This window comes from Flavobacterium sp. KH_001 (genome assembly GCF_057840745.1).
The window spans coordinates 761464-782217 of sequence record NZ_CM174520.1 but is presented as its reverse complement, the minus strand read 5'-3'; the positions used below and the strand labels follow the sequence as shown (position 1 = coordinate 782217).

Here is a 20754-nt window from a genome sequence, read left to right as displayed (position 1 = left end):
TATCTATTTTCCTCAAAATTCCTTACTTTCGCACCTCGTTTAAGAAAAGGATAAAATGAGCACAAAATTTACTGAATACAAAGGACTTGACTTACCAACAGTAGCGTCAGAAGTTCTTGATTTTTGGAAGAAAGAAAATATATTTGAAAAGAGTGTAACTACTCGCGAAGGTGCAGAGCCTTACGTATTTTTTGAAGGTCCGCCTTCAGCAAACGGATTACCGGGAATTCACCACGTGATGGCGCGTGCGATTAAAGATATTTTTTGCAGATATAAAACTCAAAAAGGTTTTCAGGTAAAAAGAAAAGCCGGATGGGATACGCACGGATTACCTGTAGAATTAGGTACCGAGAAAGAACTTGGAATTACAAAAGAAGATATTGGTAAAACAATTTCTATCGAAGAATATAACGAAGCGTGTAAAAAAACCGTAATGCGTTATACCGACGTATGGAATGATTTGACCGAAAAAATGGGTTATTGGGTAGATATGGAAGATCCATATGTTACTTATAAACCAAAATATATGGAGTCTGTTTGGTGGCTTTTGAAACAAATCTACGATAAAGGTTTGTTGTACAAAGGTTACACGATTCAGCCTTATTCTCCAAAAGCAGGAACTGGATTATCTTCTCACGAAGTAAATCAGCCTGGAGCTTATAGAGATGTTACAGATACTACGATTGTAGCGCAATTCAAAACTTTACCAGAAACGCTTCCAGGCTTTTTACAAGGTTTTGGAGATATTCACATCTTAGCCTGGACGACAACTCCTTGGACATTGCCATCGAATACTGCTTTGACAGTTGGTCCAAAAATCGATTATGTTTTAGTAAAAACATTCAATCAATATACTTTTGAGCCAATCAATGTTGTTTTGGCTAAAAATTTAGTTGGAAAACAATTCGGAAAAGGATTTTTTGCAAGTGAAGATGATGCTGATTTCGACAAAGTAAAAAATGGCGACAAACAACTTCCGTATAAAATCTTAGCAGAAGCAAAAGGTGCGGATTTAGTTGAAATTCGTTACGAACAATTATTACCATACGTATTGCCTTATCAAAATGCTGAAAATGCATTTAGAGTAATTGCCGGAGATTTTGTTACAACTGAAGATGGAACAGGAGTTGTGCATACCGCTCCGACTTTTGGTGCTGATGATGCTAAAGTAGCAAAAGAAGCTAAACCGGAAGTGCCGCCAATGTTGGTTTTGGACGAAAACGGAACGGCAGTTCCTTTAGTAGATTTACAAGGTAAATTCACTTCTCATGTAGGTGATTTAGCTGGTAAATATGTGAAAAACGAATATTATGATGCAGGTCAGGCGCCAGAGCGTTCTGTAGATGTTGAAATTGCTATTCGATTAAAAGAAGAAAATAAAGCCTTTAAGGTTGAAAAATACGTACATAGTTATCCACACAGTTGGAGAACTGATGAGCCGTTATTATATTATCCACTAGACTCTTGGTTCATTAAAGTAACCGATGTAAAAGATAGAATGTTCGACCTGAACGAAACTATCAATTGGAAGCCTAAGTCTACTGGTGAAGGACGTTTTGGAAATTGGTTGAAAAATGCCAACGACTGGAATTTATCTCGTTCTAGATATTGGGGTATTCCGTTGCCAATTTGGAGAACAGAAGATAAAAAAGAAGAAGTTCTTATTGGTTCTGTTGAAGAATTGTACAATGCGATTGAAAAATCTATTGAAGCTGGTTTTCAAAAAGAAAATCCGTTCAAAGGTTTTGAAATCGGAAATATGTCTGAAACAAATTATGATTTAATCGACTTGCATAAAAATGTAGTGGATCAAATTACTTTAGTTTCGGCTTCAGGCCAGCCAATGAAACGTGAGAGCGATTTAATTGATGTTTGGTTTGATTCAGGAGCAATGCCTTACGCCCAATGGCATTATCCTTTTGAGAATAAAGATAAAATTGACGAGAATAAAGATTTTCCTGCGAATTTCATCGCTGAAGGTGTAGATCAGACTCGTGGTTGGTTTTATACTCTACATGCTATCGGAACTTTGGTTTTTGATAAAGTAGCATATAAAAATGTAGTTTCAAATGGTTTAGTTTTAGATAAAAACGGACAAAAGATGTCGAAACGTTTAGGAAACGCGACAGATCCTTTTGAAACAATTGCAGAATATGGTCCTGATGCCACACGTTGGTATATGATTTCAAATGCAAATCCGTGGGACAACTTAAAATTTGACATTGAAGGAATTGCTGAGGTTCGTCGTAAATTCTTCGGAACTTTATACAACACTTACTCTTTCTTTTCGTTATATGCGAATATCGATGGGTTTAAATACGCTGAAGCGGAGATCCCGTTAAACGAAAGACCTGAAATCGATCAGTGGATTATTTCTGAATTACATTCTTTAATCAAATTTGTTGATGAATGTTATGAAGATTATGAACCAACGAAAGCAGCGAGAGCTATTTCTGACTTTGTTCAGGAAAACTTAAGTAACTGGTACGTTCGTTTATGTCGTCGTCGTTTTTGGAAAGGAGAATATGCTCATGATAAAATTGCAGCTTACCAAACGCTTTATACTTGTTTATTAACGATAAGCAAATTAAGCGCTCCGATCGCTCCTTTTTTCATGGATAAATTGTACCGAGATTTAACGAGTTCTACAGGATCTGAGCAATATAGCAGTGTTCACTTGGCTGAGTTTCCAAAATTTGTCGAAAACTTTGTTAATAAAACGTTAGAAAGCAAAATGCAGAAGGCGCAAACCATCTCATCTTTGGTTTTATCGCTTCGTAAAAAGGAGATGATCAAGGTGCGTCAACCTTTGCAAAAGGTAATGATTCCGGTACTTGACGAAAATCAGAGAGCTGAAATTGAGGCTATTTCTGAGCTTGTAAAAGCGGAAGTAAACGTGAAAGAAATCATACTTTTAGATGATGATTCTGGTATTTTAGTGAAGCAAATTAAGCCTAATTTTAAGGCTTTGGGACCACGTTTTGGAAAAGATATGGGTCTGATTTCCAAAGAAATACAAGCTTTTTCGGCAGATCAGATTAATCAGTTGGACAAGCAGGGAGCGCTAGATATTGTTATTGCTGGAAAAAATGTAACTTTATCACTAGAAGACGTCGAAATAACATCGCAAGATATTGAAGGATGGCTGGTTGCAAATTCAAACGGAATTACGGTTGCGCTTGATATTACAATCACTGAAGAATTGAAAAACGAAGGAATCGCAAGAGAATTGGTAAACAGAATTCAAAATATCCGTAAAGATTCTGGATTTGAAGTTACCGATAAGATTAAGGTTCAAATAAAAAGAAGTGGTTTGCTAGAAGAGGCCATTCTTAAAAATGAAGACTATATTAAGTCTGAGACATTAACAGATGATTTGGTTTTTGTTGACGTTTTAGAAAACGGCACAGAAATTGAGTTTGATGATATTAAAACTGTGATATTAATTTCAAAATAATATAATAAAATGATAGATGAAATTACAAGATACTCTGATGCTGATTTAGCAGAGTTCAAAGAAATAATTCAAAATAAAATACAAAAAGCACAAGCCGATCTGGATTTAATTAAAAGTGCTTACATGAATGATTTGAATAACGGAACTGATGATACTTCTCCAACTTTTAAAGCATTTGAAGAAGGAAGTGAAACTATGTCTAAAGAAGCAAACTCACAGTTGGCTATCAGGCAGGAAAAGTTTATACGCGATCTAAAAAATGCATTATTCCGTGTTGAAAATAAAACATATGGTATCTGTAAAGTAACAGGTAAATTGATCAGCAAGGAAAGGCTTAAAATTGTTCCTCATGCTACAATGAGTATCGAAGCTAAAAACCTGCAACGATAATATTTGCAAATTGCAAAAGAATTAACGCTCCATTAGGAGCGTTTTTTTTGATTAAATTACTACTTTTGCGCATCAAAAATTCATAAAATGTCATTACGAAAAGCGTATATCCTTATATTTTTAGTTTTACTTGTTGACCAGATTTCAAAAATCTATGTAAAAACCAATTTTATATTAGGAGAAGAAGTTCAAGTTTTAAATTGGTTCAAAATTCATTTTATTGAAAATGAAGGAATGGCATGGGGGACAAAAATCCCTGGGGAATATGGGAAATTGATTTTAACTGTTTTTAGAATTTTTGCGGTTTTCGGAATCGGATATTGGTTGGCAGATGCCATCAAAAAGCATCAATCTACTTATTTGATTGTTGCAATTGCTTTGATTTTTGCAGGAGCAGCCGGAAATATTCTAGATTCTGTTTTCTATGGAGTAATTTTTGATGACAGCACGCATAATTTGGCAACACTTTTTTCGCCAACTCCATACGGTACATGGTTTCATGGTTTGGTAGTAGACATGTTTTACTTCCCAATCTGGGAAGGCAATCTTCCAACCTGGATGCCTATCTTTGGAGGTAAACATTTTATGTTTTTTAATGCTATTTTTAATGTTGCCGATATGGCGATTTCTACAGGTGTTGGTATTTTGCTTGTTTTTAATAAAAGAGCATTTCCAAAACACTAAACTTACTTTATAAAAATTCAAAAATAAATAAATTCCAAATTCCAATATTTAAATTGCTTCTTGCATATAAATATTGGAATTTGGAATTTTGCATTATTGGGATTTGATATTTATTGTGTTATTTTTACAACAGTAAAACCAAACTTATGCAAAGTCCGTCTTTCTCTATTTATGATGCCTCAGCAGGTTCGGGAAAGACCTATACTTTGGTTAAAGAATATCTTAAAATTATTCTTTCTTCTCCTAGAAATGATGCCTATCGTAATATTCTGGCAATAACTTTTACCAATAAGGCCGTTCATGAAATGAAAAGCCGTATCGTGGGCAGTTTGTCTGAGTTTGCCAAAGACGAACCTTCGGCGAAAGCCATGGATTTAATGGAGGACTTATCTCGAGATACCGGTCTTTCTGTAATTAAAATCAAAATAAAATCTCAAAACATTATTAAGCACCTAATTCATAATTATGCTGCTTTTGATATTTCTACAATTGATAAATTCACGCATAAAGTAATTCGGGCTTTTGCTCACGATTTAAATTTACCAATGACTTTTGAGGTGACGCTGGATACCGAGAATTTATTGGTAGAAGCTGTTGATGCTATTATTGCACAAGCAGGTCAGGATGAAACTTTAACCAAATTGCTGATTGATTTTACGATGGAAAAAACCGACGATGATAAGAGTTGGGATGTTTCGCGTGAAATTTTAGAAACAGGAAGGTTGGTTTTAAATGAAAACAATCGAAATGAAATTGTTCATTTTCATGATAAATCGATTGAAGAATTTGTTGTCATTAAAAAGAAAATGTCGGTTTTATGTGTCGACTTAGAAAAAGAGAACGCAGAATTAGCTTCTGAAGCTCTAGCTCTAATTGATAAAAATGGTATCGATTTAAAATCATTTTCAAGAGGAACTTTTCCGAATCACCTGGAAAGTATTCGCGAAGGGAAATTCAATCCGCGAAATAAAACTTTTCATGAATTTGATGATATCGCTATCAATAAAACCGCAAATGACCGCGCGTTGATTGAGAATATTATTCCTGAGCTGCTTTTGACTTTAAGCGGAATTTATAAAAACTTTGAAAAAAGAGATTTCTATAAGGCTTTTTTGAAAAATATAACCCCACTTTCTCTACTGAATACAGTAAGTAATGAGTTGGCTAAAATTCAATCAGAACAAAATATTTTATCTATTTCTGAATTTAATGCCATCATTCATCGTGAAATTCAGAACCAGCCGGCGCCTTTTATTTATGAACGTCTTGGTGAAAGATATCGTCATTTTTTCATTGACGAATTTCAGGATACTTCTGAAATGCAATGGCAAAATTTAATTCCACTTATTGATAATGCACTTTCGGGTCAGGATGATTTTGGAAACAAAGGTACACTGATGATTGTGGGCGATCCTAAACAATCCATTTATCGCTGGCGTGGAGGAAAAGCGGAACAATTCATTGAATTAGGTAAAGATTCAAATCCGTTTAATAATCCGGAAAAAGTAATTAAACATTTAGATACTAATTATAGGAGTTATAGTGAGGTAATTGATTTTAATAATGCTTTTTTTAAGCTAATTTCGGCCGAATTTTCTAATGATGATTATAAAGATTTATATGAAAATCATAGTCATCAGAACTCTAATTCAAAAAAAGGAGGGTATGTGAATGTTTCTTTTTTGCCAATAATTGAAAAGAATGATTTTGCTGACGAAGAAGAGGTTGTTGAAAAATCAGATTTGTATGTTCTGGCAACTTTAAATACAATTCAGAAAGTACTCCGTGATGGTTTTGAATATCGTGACATAGTAGTTTTAACTCGAAAAAGAGATCAGGGAATCGCCGTTGCGAATTACTTAACCGAACAAAATATTCCACTTTTGTCATCAGAAACTTTAATGATTCAGAATGCAACAGAAGTTCGGTTGATTATTCATTTATTAAAGTATCTGAATAATAGTATTGATTTGGAGGCTAAAGCTAATTTTCTTCATTTTTTGGCGACAACAAAAGAGCTTGAGCTGCCAATTCATGATTTTATAGCTGCCGGAATGGGGCATAGAAATGAAAATGAGTTTGAAAAATGGCTCTTAACTTTTGATGTTTCGCTTTCTTTTGAAGATGTTCGAAAAAAATCACTTTATGAAGCTGTTGAGATTATCATTTCTAAATTTGTTCTGTCGTCAGAAGGAAATGCTTATGTGCAATATTTCCTGGATATTGTTTTAGAGCGTGACATTAGAAATCAGGCTGGAATTGCAGATTTTTTAAGCTACTGGGATAAAAACGGAGAAAAATTTAGTATTCCTTCTCCAGAAGGAAATAATGCTGTTCGAATTATGACGATTCATAAATCTAAAGGTTTGGAATTTCCTGTTGTAATTATGCCTTTTGCAGAAGAAGATTATAGCAGAAAGCCAAAAGATAAATTATGGCTTGATGCAGAAGATGCTGATTTAGGCGTTCCAAAGGCTCTGATTGACAATAGCAGTGCCGTTGAAGGTTTTGGAGAAAGTGCTTCTGCTGTTTTTAATCTGAAAAAACAAGAAGAGCTACTTGATAATATTAATGTTTTGTATGTGGCCCTAACTCGTGCTGAGGAACAATTATATGTTATTTCTCAGACTATAAAAGAGAGAAAAGATGGAGAGTTTCCGGGTAATATGGCTTCTTTTTTTATTAAATATTTGATAAACAAAGGGATTTATGAGCCTGAAAAGCTGGAATATGAATTTGGAAGTAGAACAAAGCTTTCTGCTGTAGGTAAAACATTAGATTTGGTAAAGACAATCCCAATTGTTTCAGAAGTTTTGAATCCGAAAAATATTAAAATCGCTCAGAAGGAATCTTTGATGTGGGGAACGCATCAGCAAGAAGCGATTTCGTATGGAAATGTAGTTCATGAGATTTTGGCATTTGTAAAAGATAAATCAGATGTTGAATTAGCAGTTACAAAAGGAATCGAGAATGGTTTGATAACATTTGATCAAACAGAGATGGTTTTAAAAACGCTTTATGAAATTGTGTCGCATCCTGAATTAAGTATCTGCTTTGATGGGAAGAATAATGTTCTTACCGAGCAGACTATAGTTCAAAAGGAGGGTAGAATTTTAAAGCCGGATCGAATTGTTTTGACTGAAAATAAAGAGGCTTATTTGTTGGATTATAAAACGGGAGCAATAAACTCAAAATATACACAGCAAATTCAGGAGTATCAGGATGCAATTGAAGATTTAGGCTATAAAGTGTTAAAAAGAGCTTTGGTATACATAGGAACCGAAATCGATGTAGTAAATTTGTGAAAAAATTAATCAGTTGTTAATAGCTTAAGTGAGGTAAGTTGTTAATTTTTAACATATTAAATATAGTAAAATGTACGGTAAAATTAAAGAGCATTTGCAAAACGAATTGCAAACAATTGAAGAAAGCGGAATTTTTAAGAAAGAACGCATCATAACTTCAGAACAAGGAGCGGAAATAACTATTTCTACTGGAGAAACAGTTTTGAATTTTTGCGCCAATAATTATTTAGGACTTTCGTCTCATCCTGAGGTTGTTCAGGCAGCGAAAGATACAATGGATACACATGGTTTTGGAATGTCATCTGTTCGATTTATTTGTGGAACACAGGATATCCATAAAACACTTGAAAAAAAGATTGCAGATTTTTATGGAACAGAAGATACCATACTATATGCTGCAGCTTTTGATGCAAATGGTGGTGTTTTTGAACCTCTATTAGGAGAAAACGATGCGATTATTTCAGACAGTTTAAATCATGCTTCTATTATAGATGGTGTTCGTTTGTGTAAAGCAGCTCGTTATCGCTATGAAAATAGTAATATGGAAGATTTGGAACAACAATTAATAAAAGCAAATGAAGCTGGAGCTCGTTTTAAAATAATTGTTACTGATGGAGTGTTCTCTATGGATGGTCTTGTAGCGCCTCTGGATAAAATTTGCGATTTAGCAGATAAATATGACGCAATGGTTATGGTAGACGAATGTCATGCCGCTGGGTTTATTGGTGCAACCGGTAAAGGAACACTGGAGGCTAAAGGTGTTATGGGAAGAGTGGATATTATCACAGGTACCCTTGGTAAAGCATTAGGTGGTGCGATGGGTGGTTATACAACTGCAAAGAAAGAAATTATTGAACTATTGCGTCAACGTTCAAGACCATACTTGTTTTCAAATTCTCTTGCGCCTGCTATTGTGGGGGCTTCAATTAAGGTTTTTGACTTATTAGAAAAAGATACTTCATTAAGAGATAAATTAGAATGGAATACGAATTATTTTAAAGAGGGAATGAAAAAGGCAGGTTTTGATATCATTGATGGGGATTCAGCTATTGTTCCTGTAATGTTATATGATGCAAAACTGTCTCAGACAATGGCAAATGAGCTTTTAAAAGAAGGAATTTACGTGATAGGATTTTTCTTTCCGGTGGTTCCAAAGGACAAAGCAAGAATTAGAGTTCAGTTGTCTGCTGCGCACTCTAAAGAGCATCTAGACAAGGCAATAAGTGCATTTAAAGTTGTCGGAGAAAAGTTAAAAGTTATATAATTCCCATTTTAAATAATTTTTGTAGGTTTTTTTTAACATTTCATTTTGTATTTAAAAATTTTGGTGTTACTTTTGTCTGTAATTAACTAAATTGTAATTAAAAAAATTAAGTATGAAACATCTTAACAAACTTTTAGTTGCTGTGATGATGGTGATGGGTTTAAGTTCTCACGCACAAGACAGTAACAATCCATGGGCTATCTCTTTTGGAGTTAATGCCGTTGACACTAGAACCAGTTCTGGTGCAGGAAGTGGTTTCTTTGACCAACACTTTTCTCAATTTTTCGCTGCAAAAGACAACTGGAATATTCTTCCTTCTTTGTCTTACATTGGAGTGAATAGATATGTAGGTCACGGTTTCTCTGTTGGTTTACAAGGTTCTGTAAACAAAATTGATAAAGCTGTTTATTTCAGACCATCTGCTCCTGGGCATGACGGAAGAGGTAATGTAGTTACTAATCCTGGTGATTTAATGTATTACGGAATTGATGCTACTATCAAATATAGCTTCCAGGAATTAATTAAATCTAAAGTAATTGATCCTTCGTTATCTGTTGGTGGAGGTTATACTTTCTTAGGAGATGATAGTTTTGGAACGGTTAATCCAGGTGCTGGAGTTACTTTCTGGTTTACAGATGCTATTGGTTTAGAGCTTGCAACTAGATACAAATGGGCTGTTGCTGCTGGTTCTGGAGACAATGTTGGAAGAAATGATAAGAATGGAGAAATTGATACTCCATCTCATTTTCAACACACTTTAGGTCTTGTATTCAAATTCGGAGGTAAAGATACTGACGGAGACGGAATCTATGACAAAGATGATGCTTGTCCAGATGTTGCTGGTTTAAAACAATTCAACGGATGTCCTGATACTGACGGAGACGGAATCGTTGACGCTAGTGATGCTTGTCCAGATGTTTTTGGTTTAGCTGCATTAAACGGATGTCCTGATACTGACGGAGACGGAATTGCTGATAAAGATGATGCTTGTCCAGATGTTGCTGGTTTAGCTGCTTTAAAAGGTTGTCCAGATGCTGACGGTGACGGAATCGCTGACAAAGATGACAAATGTCCTACTGTTGCTGGTCCTAAAGAAAATGGTGGTTGTCCTTTCTTAGACGCTGATAAAGATGGTGTTGCAGATAAAGATGATGACTGTCCTACAGTTTACGGTCCTGCTTCTAACAGAGGTTGTCCTGAAGTAACTACTGAAGCTTTAGAAGATCTTAAAGTTCAAGCTAGAGCGGTATACTTTAACTCAGGTAAAGCTACTTTCAAAACTGGAGACAAAGAAACTCAAGCTAGATTAGATGCAATCAAACAAATCCTTATCAACTATCCAAACGCGAAATTCAGCATTGAAGGACACACAGATAGTACAGGTTCTGCTAAATTGAATCAAAAACTTTCTGAAGACAGAGCTGCTGCTGTAATGAACGCTTTAATTGAAAGAGGTGTTAACGCAGAGAACTTAACTTCTAAAGGTTTTGGACCTTCTCAACCAGTTGCAAGTAATAAAACTGCTGCAGGTAAAGCTCAAAACAGAAGAACAGAAATTAGACACATTGGTTCTAAATACCAAGGTAAACTATAATTTACTGTTTAAATAAATACTAAAAGCCATTCTTAATTGAATGGCTTTTTTTATTTTTATCAAATGATAAATACTTCTTTTTTAGAAAAAATTGCAACTGTTGTAATTCGTGATTTTTCTGCAAAACTTGCTGAAACAACTCTAGTTTTACCAAATAAAAGGGCTAAAGTCTTTTTGATAGAAGCTTTGAAAAAAGAAACGAACAAAACAATTCTTTCTCCTGAAATTATCAGTATTGAAGACTTTGTGCAGGATGTTGCTTCAATTCGCTCTGTAGATTCAATTGAATTACTATTTGAATTCTATGAGGTATATCTTTCTGTTACTGAAAAACAAAACCAACAATCATTTGAGTTATTCGCTAATTGGGCAAAAACACTTTTGCAGGATTTTAATGAAATCGATCGTTATCTTTTAGAACCGTCTCATGTTTTATCTTACTTAAAGGATATTGAGGATATTAAAAAATGGGGAATTGAAGTTGAAAACAAAACAAAGCTTTTAGAAAATTATATTGATTTTTGGAAACTTCTTCCCTTATATTATAATTCATTATATGAACATTTACTAAATAAATCAATTGGATATCAGGGTCTGATTTACCGCGAAGCAGTCAACAATTTAGAACATTTTTCGAATACAATTTCTAATCGGACTTTTATTTTTGCCGGATTTAATGCTTTAAATGCAGCTGAAGAAAAAATAGTACAGCATCTTCTTACTCTCGACCGGGGTAAGATATATTGGGATGTAGACCAGACTTTTTTAAACGATCCTTATCATGATGCAGGTCTTTTTGTACGACGTTTCAAAGAAAACTGGAAGCATTACAAAGCAAATCCATTTGAATGGATTGTAGATGACTTCTCTCAATCTAAGAATATTAAGGTAATAGGAACTCCAAAAACTATCGGGCAGGCAAAACTTGCAGGGAGTATTATAGAGAATATAATTATCGAAAATGAAATTTCTTCACTTGATAAAGTTGCAATTGTTCTTGGCGAAGAAAACCTGCTTATGCCGGTTTTGTATGCATTACCATCTTCTGTAGGTGCATTAAATATAACTATGGGTTATTCTGGTAAAAATAATCCCTCGCAAATACTGATTGCCAAATTGTTTAAAATGCATACTAATGCGCTTTCTAGAAAAGGCGAGAGCTATGTGCTTTATTACAAAGATATACTTGATGTTTTGACGCATCCTTTGGTTGAACCGTATGCTAATGCTAGTAATCTGGTAAAGATTATCAAAGAGAATAATTATACTTTTATTAGCCATAACAGACTTATTGAGCTTAATTTTAATCCATCAAATTTATTTTTCTTATTATTTAAAAAATGGGATAATGGGGCAGTTGCAGTTCTCGAAAATATTTCGAAACTTTTACTTTTAATAAAAGAAAACTTTAGTAATGATAATGAAGATGAAAAAATAGCTAAGGCTTTTGTGTATGCCATTTTTAAGGTCATTAATAAGTTGACTAATTATTACCTGCAACATAAGCATATTGATAATATCGATACTTTGTACGCGATTTATAAACAGGTTATTGATGTTGCTGAAGTATCGTTTGAAGGTGAACCTCTTCGCGGATTACAAATTATGGGAGTTTTAGAGAGTCGTGTTTTAGATTTTGAAACCGTAATTGTAACTTCTATGAATGAAGGAAAATTTCCGGCTGGGAAATCTCAAAATTCTTTTATTCCTTATGATGTAAAGAAAGAGTTAGGTCTTCCAACATTTAAAGAAAAGGATGCTATTTATACCTATCATTTTTATCACTTGTTACAAAGGGCAAAAAATATATATCTAATTTACAATACCGAAAACGACGGTTTAGATGCTGGTGAGCGTAGCCGTTTTATAACGCAGTTGGAAGTTGAAAAGCAACCTAAACATAATCTGACTTTTGATATTTATAACCCTGTTTTGCCCACGACAGCCTACCAGCCAATGGTAGTCCCGAAATCTGACGCGGTTATGGAGCGTTTAAGAGAAATTGCAGTATCAGGTTTTTCTCCCTCTGCATTAACAAGTTATATTCGCAATCCAATTGATTTTTATTTCCAAAAAATACTCCGTATCAGGGAGGTAGAAGAAGTTGAAGAAAACATTGCTTTAAATACACTAGGAACTATTATTCACGAAACCTTAAAAGCGCTTTACGACCCTTTCGTAGGTAAATTTATTTCAGAAAGCGACATTTCGAATTGCTTTAAATTGTTAGACGATGAAGTTTTAAAACAATTTAAATTGGTTTATAAAGAAGGTGAAATTAAAAAAGGAAGAAACCTTTTGGCTTTTGAAGTGGCTAAACGTAATGTATCTAACTTTCTGAGAATGGAGTTAGAATCAATTAAAAATGGCGATGCAATTCAGATTATAGCTTTAGAGCAAACATACGGGCGTGAACTCGTTCATCCAAACTTGCCATTTCCTGTCCTAATTAAAGGAAATGTTGATAGAATTGAGCTACGCAATGGAAAAATAAGAATCATTGATTATAAGACCGGAAAAGTCGAAAAGACGAATGTGATATTGAAATCCTGGAACGGATTAACACAGGAGCTTAAAAACGACAAAATTATTCAGGTTCTGGCTTATGCGTTTATGTTTGAAGAAGAAGCAAAAGATTTTCCAATAGAAGTAGGAATTATATCTTTTAAAAATTTAAAGTCAGGATTTTTGCCTTTTGGATTTAAAGAAGAAAAAGAATTGGATATAACCGTTACAAAAGAAATTCTGAATAGTTTTCTGGAAGAAATTGTAGTGCTGTTAAATGAAATCTTTGATGTTAGTATTCCTTTTGAAGAAAAAATTAATTAATGGACAGAAAGCTATTAAACATATTTGAGTTTTTTAAGACAACATTACCTGTGAATTTAACGATCTGTATAATCTCTGTTCTAATTGGGGGATTTGATTATTTTTTTATAATGTTTGTTGGATTTGGATTTTTAGTGAGTATTGGTTTTAGGGAATTATACCGTAAAAATGATTACTTGTTTTATGCGAATAATGGTATTCCAAAATGGCAGCTTTTATTTGTTTGCTATCTTTTTGCATGTTTTACGGTTGTTATTGTTGGTTTGATAGATTTTATAATAAGGAAGTTAATTTGAAAAAGCATATTCTGGAAGTCGATGGAATTCAAATCAGTTATAATGGTAAATTGCTGCTGTCTGATGTATATCTAAAGTGTGAAACTAATGAAATTATCGGTTTATTAGGGAGAAATGGTTCGGGAAAGTCAACTTTGTTAAAAATTATTTTTGGCTTGGTTTCATCGCCAAATAAATGTATTAGAATTGATGGAATTTCAAAGAACAACAAAAACATGTTTAGTGAAATTGGATATTTGCATCAGGACCAATTTATTCCTAATCATTTTTTTGTAAAAAAGGTAATTTCATTATCTATCGATAAAAAAGTAATGAAGGATTTTTGTGAAGACAAACTGATTCAGTCAATCTTCGAAAAAAAAATAAAATGTTTGTCAAGTGGTGAATTGCGCTATCTTGAAATTAAAATTGTACTTTTCAATTCCTCTAAATTTGTTTTGCTTGATGAACCCTATAATGGATTAGCTCCGTTAATGATTGACGTTGTTAATGAAATGATATTGAATAATACACATAAGAAAGGTATTATTATAACAGATCATAATTATCAAAATGTATTAAAGATTTCAAATCATTTAGTTTTAATTAAAGATGGTAAAACGCATCATCTTAAAGAAAAAAAAGAGCTTGTTGAAAAAGGTTATCTATTAAATTCCACTTCTTTATAATCAAGTCTTTTTGATTTTTCGTTTAATGTATTTTGCTTTTCTCCTTCCCGAAAACTAATTCGTATGACGTTTAACGAGATGGAAATTTTAGGAAATAACACTTAATTTCATCGTGAAAGAGAAATTAGAGTCTAATTATCAGATTGTTAATTAAGATTAACGAATCGTAATGTTATATTTTTAAAAGAATCCTTTCTTTTTGTTAAGATTTGTTATTTAGTCTGTTTTAAAAATAAAGAAAAGATAAAGTATAGACAAAAGTGAGTTTTAATCTTAAAATCAGGCTTTTTTTAACAAGTGTTTGTTGAACAATTACGAATATTAAAATATCTTTGGGCCATCTAAAAAAGGGTTGAACCGATTTGATAAAGAGCAATCGTATCTAAATCGAAAAATATATATTATTACAATAATTAAGATTTTTTGCCCCCACAAATGATAAAAAGGCTGTTTCAAAATTATTTTGAAATGGCCTTTTTTGATTTTATTTACTAAAGAACTCTTGTAAAATGGGTTTTAATTCTTCTTTATTTTCAATCTGGCTCATATGTCCATCTTCAAATGAAATTAATTCGACAGTTGTGTCTTCAATTTGAGAAAGGCTATCTTCATAATTTAAAACCGGATCTTTTTTTCCTAATATCAATAAAACCGGAAATCTATTTTCATGTAAAAGCGCTTCGCGATCTTTTCTAATTTTCATTCCCTCGAGAGAAGCAACAATTCCTTGTAAAGGAGTTTTTAAAGCTTCTTCTTTTACTTTTTCAATTTCATTGGCTAATCTTGCCCTATTATTCTCACTGAATAAATTGGCAATTGCCAAACTAACAAAACTTACATAATTCTGTTTTACCGCTTTTATCGCACGAGTTCGGTTTAGTTTTTTCTCGGCGCTGTCTTCTTTTGAAGTTGAGTTCAGCAAAACTAGCTTCTGAATATGCTGCGGATATAATTCGGCGAAAGCCAAACCAACATAACCGCCCATAGAATGTCCCAGAATAATTGCTTTTTCAATCTTTAACGAAGCTAAAACTTCCTGAACAGCATTTGCATTTTCTTCCATAGTATTCACATACCCTAAACAATCTGATTCACCATGTCCTAATAAATCAACTGTGATAACGCGATATTGTTTAGAAAAAAAATCAACGTATTCCTGCCACATTTTTTTGTTTTCCAGAAAACCGTGAAGCAGTACAATTGCATTTCCTTCGCCCGCATCGGTATACGATATTTTGGTGTTTTTATAAAGAATGTTTTTCAACATGAGAATTTAAATTTTAAATCACAAAGATAAGAAAGCGTAGGCGGTATAAGAAATATATATCCTTTTGAGTTGATATTTATTCAATAGTGTTATTACATTTTTTATATCAAGTTGTACTTTGAAATAAAAAAAACGGCTTTCAATCCTGAAAGCCGTTTGTAGTTTTTTATTCTTAATTTAAAAGCGATTGTCGCCATCTAGAAGGTTTCCAAGCCCGCCAAGCAGGCTTCCTTCTTCACGACTGTTTCCGCCTGATCGTGGTGCCGATGCAATGATTCTGTCAGCCAATCTGCTAAAAGGTAAAGATTGTATGTAAACGGTGCCGGGACCTTTTAAGGTTGCATAAAACAAACCTTCACCTCCAAAAATAGAGTTTTTGATTCCGCCTATAAATTCAATATCATAATCGACATCTTTAGTAAAGCCAATAATACAGCCCGTATCTACTTTTAGAACTTCACCAGCAGCTAATTCTTTTTTAGCCATTGTTCCGCCAGAATGAACAAATGCCATTCCGTCTCCTTCTATTTTTTGCATGATAAAGCCCTCTCCGCCAAATAAACCGCGGCCGAGTTTTTGTGAAAATTCGATTCCAACCGAAACACCTTTGGCGGCGCATAAGAAAGAACTTTTTTGACAAATAAATTTACCTTGAAATTGTGTCAGATCAATTGGGAGAATTTTTCCAGGATATGGAGAAGCAAATGAAACTTTACTCTTGGTATTTCCCTGGTTTAAGAAGGCTGTCATAAATAAGCTTTCGCCGGTAAGAACTCTTTTTCCGGCATTCAAAAGTTTTCCAAACAAACCTGAACCTGATTGTTGTTGGGATCCGTCTCCAAATATAGTTTCCATCTGGATATTGTTTTCCATCATCATAAAACTTCCAGCTTCGGCAATTACTATTTCTTGTGGATCAAGTTCTATTTCTACGTATTGCATTTCTTCTCCAAAAATCTTATAATCTATTTCGTGTGCTTGCATGATTTCTAGTGTTTTAGTTTTCTGAATAAGTCGAATGTGTGTTTGGAATGTTACAAATGAGATATTAAATTTAAGTGAAAAGAAAATTCACCAAAAGAAATTTTGTGCTTCCTGTAATAAAAAAACGGCTTTCATTTCTGAAAACCGTTTCTGTTTTGTTATTATTTTAAAAAAGAGTTGATCTCTCCAAAATAGTTCTCTTTTGCATCCAGCCATCCATAATGTCGGCAGTTTTCAAGCAAAATCAGTTTCGAATTGGGTAGTGTTTTTTGAGCCAGTTCTCCAATTTCATTGCTGATCACATCTTCTTTTCCCTGAATAATTAAAACCGGATTTTTAAAAGATTTCAATTTGGCTGCGCAGTCAAAATTAATCTTTTGCATATCCTGCCAAAGCAATCCATTTATTTTTGAATTTCCCTGAGTTAATCTTTCAGCAATAATCGGAACATATTTTTGATCGTAAACATAAGCCGGCGCCATCGCTCTTCCACGTCCTAATCGGGCAGCGTACGAAGTATCCCCTTTTTCGATTTTAGATTCCCAATAATTCATGGAGTCTTTTTCGATTTTGCTTAAATTTTGTTCAATCAAATTGGGTCCTTTTAATAAGCTCAGGTCAATTCCGCCAGACGATGATAAAACCAGTTTATTAATGCTGTTTGGATAAATCGTTGCGTAATAAGAGGCTAACATTCCACCAAAAGAATGCCCTAGAATATTCCATTTTTTAATTTTCAGATGTTTTCTCAAAGCTTCAATATCTTCAGCCATAATTTTCATCGAAATAGTTTTCGAATTCAATTCTTTCAATTCCGATTTGCCGGTGCCTCGTTGATCATAAATAATCGTTTCCTGAGTTTCCGCCAAAATCTTAGCCATACCTTCAAAACCATTACTGTTCATTCCGGGTCCGCCGTTTATAATCAAAAGCGGTTCGCCTTTTCCGAAAATTTTGTAATAGGTTTTGCTCGAATCATCGTTAGTAGAATAACCTTCAGTTTGAGCGAAAGTATTCACCAAAATCATCAAAAAAACAAATAGAAAAATCTTTTTCATCGTAAGATTATGAGTTCATTAAGCTTTCAATTTCATCTGCCTCAATCGGAATGTTGCGCATTAAGTTAAAAGGTGCTCCTTTTTCCTGAACCACAACGTTGTCTTCTAAGCGAATTCCGAAACCTTCTGCCGGAATATAAATTCCTGGTTCAACCGTAAAAACCATATTGGCTTTCATTGGTTCGTGAAGCAATCCGTAATCGTGCGTGTCTAATCCCATGTGGTGAGACGTTCCGTGCATGAAATATTTTTTGTAAGCTGGCCAATCCGGATTTTCGTTCTGAACATCCGCTTTATCAATTAAGCCTAAACCTAATAATTCCGAAGTCATGATTTTACCAACTTCAATATGATATTGTTTCCAAAGCGTTCCTGGAGTCAACATTGTTGTTGCTTCATTTTTAACTCTCAAAACCGCATTGTAAACTGCTTTTTGTCTTTCAGAGAATTTTCCAGAAACCGGAATCGTTCTCGACATATCGCTTGAATAATTAGCATATTCTGCCGCAACGTCCAGCAAAATCAAATCTCCAGCTTTACATTGTTGGTTGTTTTCGATATAATGCAAAACATTCGCATTATTTCCTGAAGCGATAATTGGTGTGTAAGCAAAGCCTTTAGAACGGTTACGAATGAATTCGTGCGCTAGTTCAGCCTCAATTTCATATTCCGTAACATTTGGTTTTACGAATGAAAGCAATCTACGGAAACCTTTCTCCGTAATATCACAAGCTTGCTGAATCAAATCGATTTCTTCGCTTTCTTTTACAGAACGAATGCGTTGCAAAATTGGGTTGCTTTTGGCCACATTGTGTGCTGGGTAACGTTCTTTCCACCATTTTATAAAACGAGCTTCACGTGTTTCAGTTTCAACAGTCGCACGGTAATGTTCGTTTGTATTGATGTACATCGTATCAGCATACGTCATCATTTCGTTCAAAACTTTATGAAAATCCTGCAACCAATAAACCGTTCTGATTCCCGAAACCTGATATGCACGTTCCTTAGTCAGTTTTTCTCCTTCCCAAACCGCGATATGATCGTTGGTTTCTTTCAGGAAAAGCATTTCTTTTTGATTCTCATAAGGCGCATCCGGAAACAAAAGCAAAATACTTTCTTCCTGATCAACACCACTCAGATAAAAAATATCTCTATGTTGTGCAAATGGCAAAGTACTGTCCGCACTAACCGGGTAAATGTCATTAGAATTGAAAACGGCAACACTGTTAGGTTTCATTTCTGCCGTGAATTTTTTGCGATTTTTTACAAAAAGAGCGCTGTTTATTTGATGATATTTCATAATAAATTGATTTTTGAACTTCAGATTTCAAAATTAGTGATTTTTGAAGAAGTGGTGCAAGATTGATTTATTAAAGTTTTCTTATTTGTTTTTGGTTTTGCCACGAAGGCGCTAAGGCACGAAGTTTTTTTAATTGAAAGGTGCGCCAGGGTTTACGGAAAGTATACAAGTTTATTTTTTTTCTCGCATAGTTTTGTCATCTTGACGAAGGAAAGATCACACAAGTAACTCTACAAAGATTGGCAAGTTTGTGTTATGCAGAATCTTAATACGGGCGTGTCCCTCCGGGCCGGGCTTTCGGCTATATTCCCGATTAACAAAAACTACGGCTAAAAAGCCTTGTTTTTCTAAATCGGGAGATACCGCCTCTATCCCTCACGCTCACGGTTTCATAAGGAGTTTATTGTTTATAGAGGAAATGAGTTCTTTCAATTGTGGGAATTTGTATATTGGCTTGCTAAAGATGTTTTATGAATATATTATATTTTAAAAGATATTTCGATGAGTCACGTATTGAAAAAAGTGAAAATTGGGGAACTTGTATTTATTATTTTGAAACGAATTTCAATGGAGAAATACTTCGCCAAATTGAAATTTACGAAAATGGGAAAGTGTTAAAATATAGTCATGAATTTATTGAAGATGAATATGGATTTCTGGCAGATCAAGAAATTGATCTATTAGAATTTAAAGAATTTAGCATAAATAAAAGCGAATTTGAAGATCAATGGAAAATATTATAAATTACATCAGTGGAGACGCTACAAATCCAATAATAGATGGAAATAAAGTAATTGTGCATATTTGTAATGATATTGGTGGTTGGGGTAAAGGATTTGTATTGGCAATTTCGAAGCGTTGGAAACAACTTGAAATTGAGTACCGAAAATGGTTTAATTCAAAAGACAATTTTTTACTTGGACAGGTACAATTTGTAAAAGTTGAAGATGATATTTGGGTTGTAAATTTAATAGGTCAGCATAGAATAAATAAAGATGAAAAAGGGAATGCTCCAATTCGTTATGAAGCTATAAAAATAGGATTTAAAAAAGTTGTTCAGTTTGCAAAGGAAAATAATGCATCTGCCCATATGCCAAGAATAGGTTGCGGGCTTGCGGGCGGAACTTGGGATAAAATAGAACCTCTTATCAATGAATCTTTCTTGAAAAATAACATTGGAACTTATATTTATGATTTTAATTTGAAGTAAAAAAATAATGTATTCAAACCTCCAAATAAGAAAAGTCAAAACACAAGACCTAGATTTCGTCTACAAATCAATCTGCGAACTTGAAAACGAAGAATTAAACTTCGAAGTCTTCGCGGCAATCTTCAATGAAAACATAGCCAACCCAAACAATATTTATCTAATAGTAGAAAACGACAACGAAGGTTTAGGTTTTATTAGTTTTCACACGCAAAATCTTTTGCATCATAACGGGCGAGTTGGCGAAATTCAGGAGTTTTTTATAAATCAAAATCATCGGGGCAAAGGTATTGGAAGACAACTTATAGAAAAGATCATGCAATATGCAGAAGAGCATAACTTAAAAAGCATCGAAGTAACCACAAATAAAAGAAGAGTAGAAAATGTCATGATTTACGAAAATCTTGGTTTCACTTTATCGCATAACAAGTTTACTATCTATAAATAAATA

15 protein-coding genes are annotated in these 20754 nt (G+C 33.8%); 11 read left to right on the top strand and 4 right to left on the bottom strand.

What is annotated here, in order from left to right:
- The first annotated feature begins 55 nt into the window (after window positions 1-55).
- The 8 genes from ileS (at window position 56) to AC3ITQ_RS03635 (ending at window position 14487) form a co-directional block, all read left to right on the top strand.
- Window positions 56-3457, top strand: a complete 3402-nt coding sequence (gene ileS / locus AC3ITQ_RS03670) for an isoleucine--tRNA ligase (protein ID WP_489236857.1) — start codon at window positions 56-58, stop codon at window positions 3455-3457.
- Between the two features lie 9 nt (window positions 3458-3466).
- Window positions 3467-3847: a TraR/DksA family transcriptional regulator gene (locus tag AC3ITQ_RS03665; protein ID WP_026983623.1), complete on the top strand. Its 381-nt coding sequence runs from the start codon at window positions 3467-3469 to the stop codon at window positions 3845-3847.
- A gap of 87 nt (window positions 3848-3934) precedes the next feature.
- Complete coding sequence (locus AC3ITQ_RS03660; protein ID WP_489236856.1) at window positions 3935-4531, top strand: lipoprotein signal peptidase; 597 nt, start codon at window positions 3935-3937, stop codon at window positions 4529-4531.
- 146 nt (window positions 4532-4677) lie between these two features.
- On the top strand, window positions 4678-7836 hold the full coding sequence (locus AC3ITQ_RS03655; RefSeq protein ID WP_489236855.1) for a UvrD-helicase domain-containing protein: 3159 nt from the start codon (window positions 4678-4680) through the stop codon (window positions 7834-7836).
- Between the two features lie 70 nt (window positions 7837-7906).
- Window positions 7907-9100: a glycine C-acetyltransferase gene (gene kbl / locus AC3ITQ_RS03650; RefSeq protein WP_489236854.1), complete on the top strand. Its 1194-nt coding sequence runs from the start codon at window positions 7907-7909 to the stop codon at window positions 9098-9100.
- A gap of 112 nt (window positions 9101-9212) precedes the next feature.
- A complete protein-coding gene (locus AC3ITQ_RS03645; RefSeq protein WP_489236853.1) occupies window positions 9213-10694 on the top strand; it encodes an OmpA family protein in 1482 nt (493 codons plus the stop codon).
- 63 nt (window positions 10695-10757) lie between these two features.
- A complete protein-coding gene (locus AC3ITQ_RS03640) occupies window positions 10758-13523 on the top strand; it encodes a PD-(D/E)XK nuclease family protein (protein WP_489236852.1) in 2766 nt (921 codons plus the stop codon).
- Window positions 13524-13728: 205 nt separating this feature from the next.
- Entirely contained in the window at window positions 13729-14487 is a 759-nt protein-coding gene (locus AC3ITQ_RS03635; RefSeq protein WP_489236851.1) for an ATP-binding cassette domain-containing protein, read from the top strand.
- A 484-nt stretch (window positions 14488-14971) separates the two neighbouring features.
- Here the strand turns inward: AC3ITQ_RS03635 and AC3ITQ_RS03630 are convergent, their stop codons facing one another.
- The 4 genes from AC3ITQ_RS03630 to AC3ITQ_RS03615 form a co-directional block, all read right to left on the bottom strand.
- The gene (locus AC3ITQ_RS03630) at window positions 14972-15751 is read right to left on the bottom strand and encodes an alpha/beta fold hydrolase (RefSeq protein WP_489238885.1); all 780 of its coding nucleotides are present in this window, start codon (window positions 15749-15751) and stop codon (window positions 14972-14974) included.
- Window positions 15752-15931: 180 nt separating this feature from the next.
- Window positions 15932-16738 carry a TIGR00266 family protein gene (locus AC3ITQ_RS03625; protein ID WP_072970553.1) on the bottom strand — a complete coding sequence of 269 codons (807 nt, stop codon included), beginning with the start codon at window positions 16736-16738 and terminating at the stop codon, window positions 15932-15934.
- Between the two features lie 161 nt (window positions 16739-16899).
- Entirely contained in the window at window positions 16900-17796 is an 897-nt protein-coding gene (locus AC3ITQ_RS03620) for an alpha/beta fold hydrolase (RefSeq protein WP_489236850.1), read from the bottom strand.
- 7 nt (window positions 17797-17803) lie between these two features.
- The gene (locus tag AC3ITQ_RS03615; protein WP_489236849.1) at window positions 17804-19096 is read right to left on the bottom strand and encodes an aminopeptidase P family protein; all 1293 of its coding nucleotides are present in this window, start codon (window positions 19094-19096) and stop codon (window positions 17804-17806) included.
- A gap of 470 nt (window positions 19097-19566) precedes the next feature.
- Here AC3ITQ_RS03615 and AC3ITQ_RS03610 point away from each other — a divergent pair, with 470 nt between their 5' ends.
- The 3 genes from AC3ITQ_RS03610 to AC3ITQ_RS03600 are packed head-to-tail and all read left to right on the top strand — an operon-like array spanning window position 19567 to window position 20751.
- Window positions 19567-19839, top strand: a complete 273-nt coding sequence (locus AC3ITQ_RS03610) for a hypothetical protein (protein ID WP_489236848.1) — start codon at window positions 19567-19569, stop codon at window positions 19837-19839.
- Entirely contained in the window at window positions 19833-20306 is a 474-nt protein-coding gene (locus tag AC3ITQ_RS03605) for a macro domain-containing protein (RefSeq protein WP_489238883.1), read from the top strand. Before AC3ITQ_RS03610 ends, AC3ITQ_RS03605 begins: the two co-directional genes overlap by 7 nt.
- Before the next feature lie 7 nt (window positions 20307-20313).
- The gene (locus AC3ITQ_RS03600) at window positions 20314-20751 is read left to right on the top strand and encodes a GNAT family N-acetyltransferase (protein ID WP_489236847.1); all 438 of its coding nucleotides are present in this window, start codon (window positions 20314-20316) and stop codon (window positions 20749-20751) included.
- Window positions 20752-20754: the final 3 nt, after the last annotated feature.